3 protein-coding genes are annotated in these 4,806 nt (G+C 66.4%); 1 reads left to right on the top strand and 2 read right to left on the bottom strand.

Annotated elements, in window-relative coordinates; genetic code table 11:
* Positions 1-95 precede the first annotated feature (95 nt).
* Positions 96-2,174, top strand: a complete 2,079-nt coding sequence (locus VNJ47_02670) for a thioredoxin domain-containing protein (GenBank protein ID HXG27737.1) — start codon at positions 96-98, stop codon at positions 2,172-2,174.
* Between the two features lie 41 nt (positions 2,175-2,215).
* Here the strand turns inward: VNJ47_02670 and VNJ47_02665 are convergent, their stop codons facing one another.
* Both VNJ47_02665 and gcvPB read right to left on the bottom strand, forming a co-directional pair.
* The gene (locus VNJ47_02665; GenBank protein ID HXG27736.1) at positions 2,216-3,148 is read right to left on the bottom strand and encodes a carbohydrate kinase family protein; all 933 of its coding nucleotides are present in this window, start codon (positions 3,146-3,148) and stop codon (positions 2,216-2,218) included.
* A gap of 142 nt (positions 3,149-3,290) precedes the next feature.
* Positions 3,291-4,806: aminomethyl-transferring glycine dehydrogenase subunit GcvPB (gene gcvPB / locus VNJ47_02660; GenBank protein HXG27735.1), on the bottom strand; the 1,516-nt coding region annotated here is incomplete at its 5' end.

Here is a 4,806-nt window from a genome sequence, read left to right as displayed (position 1 = left end):
GTCGGCCGTGTAGAATGGGCGGCATGACGCCACAATCCACGATCATTGCCGCTCGATGCTTCGCGACCACAGTTGTCCTTCTGGTTTTCGGGGGATTGGCCCAGGGCGTTGAGCCGCCCTCGCCGGCCCCCAAGCCCAAGCACGCCAACCGCCTGGCCAAAGAGACCAGCCCCTACCTGCTCCAGCACGCCCACAACCCCGTGGACTGGTATCCCTGGGGCGAGGAGGCGCTCGCGCGGGCGAGACAGGAGGACAAGCCGATCCTGCTCTCGATCGGCTACTCGGCCTGCCACTGGTGCCACGTCATGGCGCACGAGTCCTTCGAGGACGAAGAGACCGCAGCGCTGATGAACAGGCACTTCGTCAACATCAAGGTGGACCGCGAGGAGCGCCCGGACCTCGACCGCATCTATCAGACCGCGCACCAGCTGATGATGCAGCGCGGGGGCGGCTGGCCGCTCACCGTGGTGCTGGACCCGAAGACGCAGGCGCCTTTTTTCGCCGGCACCTATTTCCCGCGCGAGCCGCGCCATGGCCTGCCGGCCTTCAGGTACGTCCTGCAGCACGTGGCCGACTGGTATGCCCAGAACAAGGACCAGCTCGGCGAACAGGACAGGCGCCTGCGCGAAGTGCTGCAGCGCCTCGAGCCGGTCGCGGAGGGGCGGCAGGTGCTCAGTGACGCGCCGCTGGGCCAGGCCTTCCTCCAACTGGAGCGCAACTTCGACAGCGAGCATGGTGGTTTCAGCGATGCCCCCAAATTTCCGCATGCGCCACAGATCGAGCTGCTGTTGAGACTGTGGGCGCGTGCGCCGCAGCGGTATGGCGCTGCGCTCAGCATGGCCTTGTTCACCCTGCACCGGATGTGCGAAGGTGGGCTGTTCGACCACCTCGGCGGCGGCTTCTGCCGCTACTCGGTGGATGCGCAGTGGATGATCCCGCACTTCGAGAAGATGCTGTACGACAACGGTCCACTGCTGGCGCTGTGCAGCGCCGCCGCCCGCATCGGGTCCGACCCGGTCTTTACGCAGGCGGCCAGCCTGACTGCGGACTGGGTGCTGCGCGAGATGCAGTCGCCCGAGGGTGGCTTCTACTCCAGCCTGGATGCCGACTCGGAGGGCCACGAAGGCAAGTATTACGTCTGGACGCGGGAGGAAGTGGCCGGCACACTCCCGGACGAGGATTATCGGCTGTTCGCGCAGCGCTTCGGCCTCGACCGCGCACCCAACTTCGAAGGCCAGTGGCACCTGCATGGCTACGAATCCGTGGACAGGCTCGCGAAGGCATCCGGCCAATCGCCGGAAGCCATACGCGAGCGGCTGGCGTACTGCCGGAAAACACTATTCGATCTCCGGGAAAAGCGCGTCCGCCCGGGGCGCGACGACAAGATCCTGACCAGCTGGAACGCACTGATGATCCAAGGGCTCGCCGCCGCGGCCCGGCAGCTCGGGCGCGCGGACTGCCTCCACGCCGCGCAGCGCGCGCTGGATTTCATCCATTGCACGCTGTACCGCGACGGCCGTCTGCTGGCCACGTACAAGGACGGCAAGGCCCACCTGACCGCCTACCTGGACGATTATGCCCTGCTGCTGGAGGCGGTACTGGAATTGCTGCAACTGCGCTGGCGCGGCGCGGACCTGGCCTTCGCGCGCGAACTGGCCGAGGCCTTGCTGACACATTTCGAGGATCGCACGCACGGTGGCTTTTTCTTTACCGCGCACGATCACGAAAAACTGCTGGCGCGCATGAAACCGCTGGCCGACGAGGCCCTGCCCTCCGGCAACGGCATCGCGGCGCGCGCGCTCAACCGGCTCGGCTGGCTGCTGGGCGAGACCCGCTATCTGCATGCGGCCGAGCGCACGCTGCAGCTGGCCTTCCCGGCCATGCAGAACCATCCGCTCGCCTATCCGACCCTGCTGATGGCGCTGCAGGAAGCGCTGAATCCGCCGGAAATCCTGATCCTGCGCGGCACGCCCGAGAGACTTCGGGACTGGCAGGCTGCGCTGGCGCAGAACCATGCGCTGCAACGATTGATCTTCGCGATTCCCGCGGACGCAGCCGAGCTGCCCGCCGCGCTGGCCGACAAGAAACCGCAGGGCGAGATCGTCGCCTACCGATGCCGCGGCCTGCAGTGCTCGGCGCCGGTCAGCCGGCTCGAAGAACTGGCGGCGGGCTGAATACCCTCACCCCCATCCAGGGGAGGGCGAAGCCAGAACAATCAGTCCAGGGCGTAGCCGAACTCGGCCTTGAACCGGTGCCGGAATTCCTCCGGCATGAAGTGGTGGTTCTGGGTGCCGGGTTTTTCGATCTTGATCGCGCCCATGAGCGAGGCGATGCGGCCGGTGGTTTCCCAGTCCATGCCGCGCATCAGCCCGTAGATCAGACCGGCGCGGTAGGCATCGCCGCAGCCGGTGGGGTCCACCACCGCCTTCGGCGTCGCGACGGGAATGTCGTAGCGCCGCCCGCGATGGTAGATCACCGAGCCCTTGGCGCCACCGGTCACGATCAGCGCCTCGACGCGGCCGGTGATGTCGTCGGCGTCCCAGCCGGTGCGCTCGCGCAGCAGCTCGTACTCGTAATCGTTGAGCGTGACGTAATGCGCCTGCTCCACGAACAGCTTGAGCGCATGCCCGTCGAACATCGGCATGCCCTGGCCCGGGTCGAAGAAGAACGGGATGCCGCGCTCGGCGAACTCGCGCGCGTGCTGGAGCATGGCCTCGCGGCCGTTGGGCGACACCATGCCGAGCGTGATGCCCGTGTCCGGCACCGACTGGGTGTGGGCGTAGTTCATCGCGCCCGGATGGAAGGCGGTGAGCTGGTTTGCGTCCAGATCGGTGGTGATATAGGCCTGCGCGGTGTAGGCCTCCTCGATGGTTTTGAGGAAATCGCGGCGGATGCCGTGCCGGTCCATCCACTCGGCATAGGGCGCGAAGTCGCGGCCCACGGTGCCCATCGGCGCGCCGTCGCCGCCGAGCAGGCGCAGATTGTAGGCGATGTTGCCGGCGCAGCCACCGAACTCGCGCCGCAGTTCCGGCACCAGGAAGGACACGTTCAGCATGTGCACCTTGTCCGGCAGGATCTCGTTCTTGAAATAGCCCGGATACACCATGATGGTGTCGTAGGCGAAGGAACCGCAGATCAGAGCCGACATCGCAATACCCAACTCAGAGAAGCCGAAGAGGTGACAGGATAACAGGATGTCCAGGATTAACAGGATGAAGAAATATTCTTTACAGAGAAAATTCTTGCGTGTTAATCCTGCGAATCCTGTTTATCCTGTCCATTCTTGAATCTCAGCCCCGCCAGCACACGTCCAGTTGCCGCGCGGCGCGCACGTCGTCGAGCCGCCGCACTGGCGTGGTGTAGGGCGCGCCCTTGAGCTTCCCGATGTCGGCCTTCGCTTCGTCCCAGATCGCCGCCATCGCCTCGACGAAGGCATCCAGGGTCTCGCGCGACTCGGTCTCGGTCGGCTCGATCAGCAGGCACTCCGGCACCAGCAGCGGGAAGTAGACGGTCGGGGCATGGAAGCCGTAATCGAGCAGGCGCTTGGCGACGTCGGTCGCGGTCAGCTCGATTTCCTGCTTCTGGCGCTTCAGCGTGATGATGAACTCGTGGCTGGCGCGGCGCGAGGGGAAGGCCAGATCGAAGCCCTTGTCGCGCAGCCGCGCCATCAGGTAGTTGGCGTTGAGCGTGGCGAATTCGGACACGCGGTGCATACCCTCGCGGCCGAGCATGCGCGCATAGACGTAGGCGCGCAGCAGCACGCCGGCGTTGCCCATGAAGGCCGACAGGCGGCCGATGCTCTGCGGCAGGTCGCGCTCGTCGAGCCAGCGGTAGCGTTCATCCCCACCCCAACCCTCCCCCATCGAGGGGGAGGGAGAAAGAGAATGCCCCCCTCCCCCTTGTGGGCAGGGGCTGGGGGAGGGGGTGGATTTCCCTACCAGCGGCACCGGCATGAAGGGCAGCAGCCGCTGGCTCACGCCGACCGCGCCCGAGCCCGGCCCGCCGCCACCGTGCGGCGTGGAGAAGGTCTTGTGCAGGTTCATGTGGATGACGTCGAAGCCCATGTCGCCGGGCCGCACCTTGCCGAGGATGGCATTGAGATTGGCGCCGTCGTAGTACAGCAAACCGCCGGCCGCGTGCACGATCTTCGCGATCTCCACGATGCGCCGCTCGAACACGCCCAGCGTGGAGGGATTGGTCAGCATGATGCCGGCGGTCTGCGGGCCGACCGCGGCCTTGAGCGCGTCGAGGTCCACGTCGCCATTGGCATCGGTGGGAATCTCGCGCGCGGTGTAACCGCACATCGTGGCGGTGGCGGGATTGGTGCCATGGGCCGCATCCGGCACCAGCACCTCGGTACGCGCCGTGTCGCCACGCGACAGGTGGTAGGCGCGGATCATCGCCAGCCCGGCGAACTCGCCCTGTGCGCCGGCCATCGGCGTCAGCGATACGCCTTTCATGCCGGTCACTTCCTTCAGGATTTCCTGCAGCTCGTACAGGCAGGCGAGAAAGCCCTGGCTGTGCGAGGCCGGCGCCAGCGGGTGCCGGCCCACGAAGCCCGGCAGCATCGCCAGCGCATTACAGGCGCGCGGGTTGTACTTCATGGTGCAGGAACCGAGCGGGTAGAAATGCGTGTCGATGGAGAAATTACGCTGCGACAGCCGCGTGTAGTGGCGCACCACGTCCAGCTCGGACAACTCCGGCAGCGGCGGCGCCGTCTGACGCAACAGCGTGGCCGGAATGCCCGTCACCGCGGCCGGGGTTGCCGGCGACTGCGCATAGGCGCGGCGCCCGGGGCGGGAATGT

Source organism: Nevskiales bacterium, from assembly GCA_035574475.1.
Classification (GTDB): Bacteria; Pseudomonadota; Gammaproteobacteria; order Nevskiales; family DATLYR01; genus DATLYR01.
This window is presented reverse-complemented; position numbering and strand designations above follow the sequence as displayed.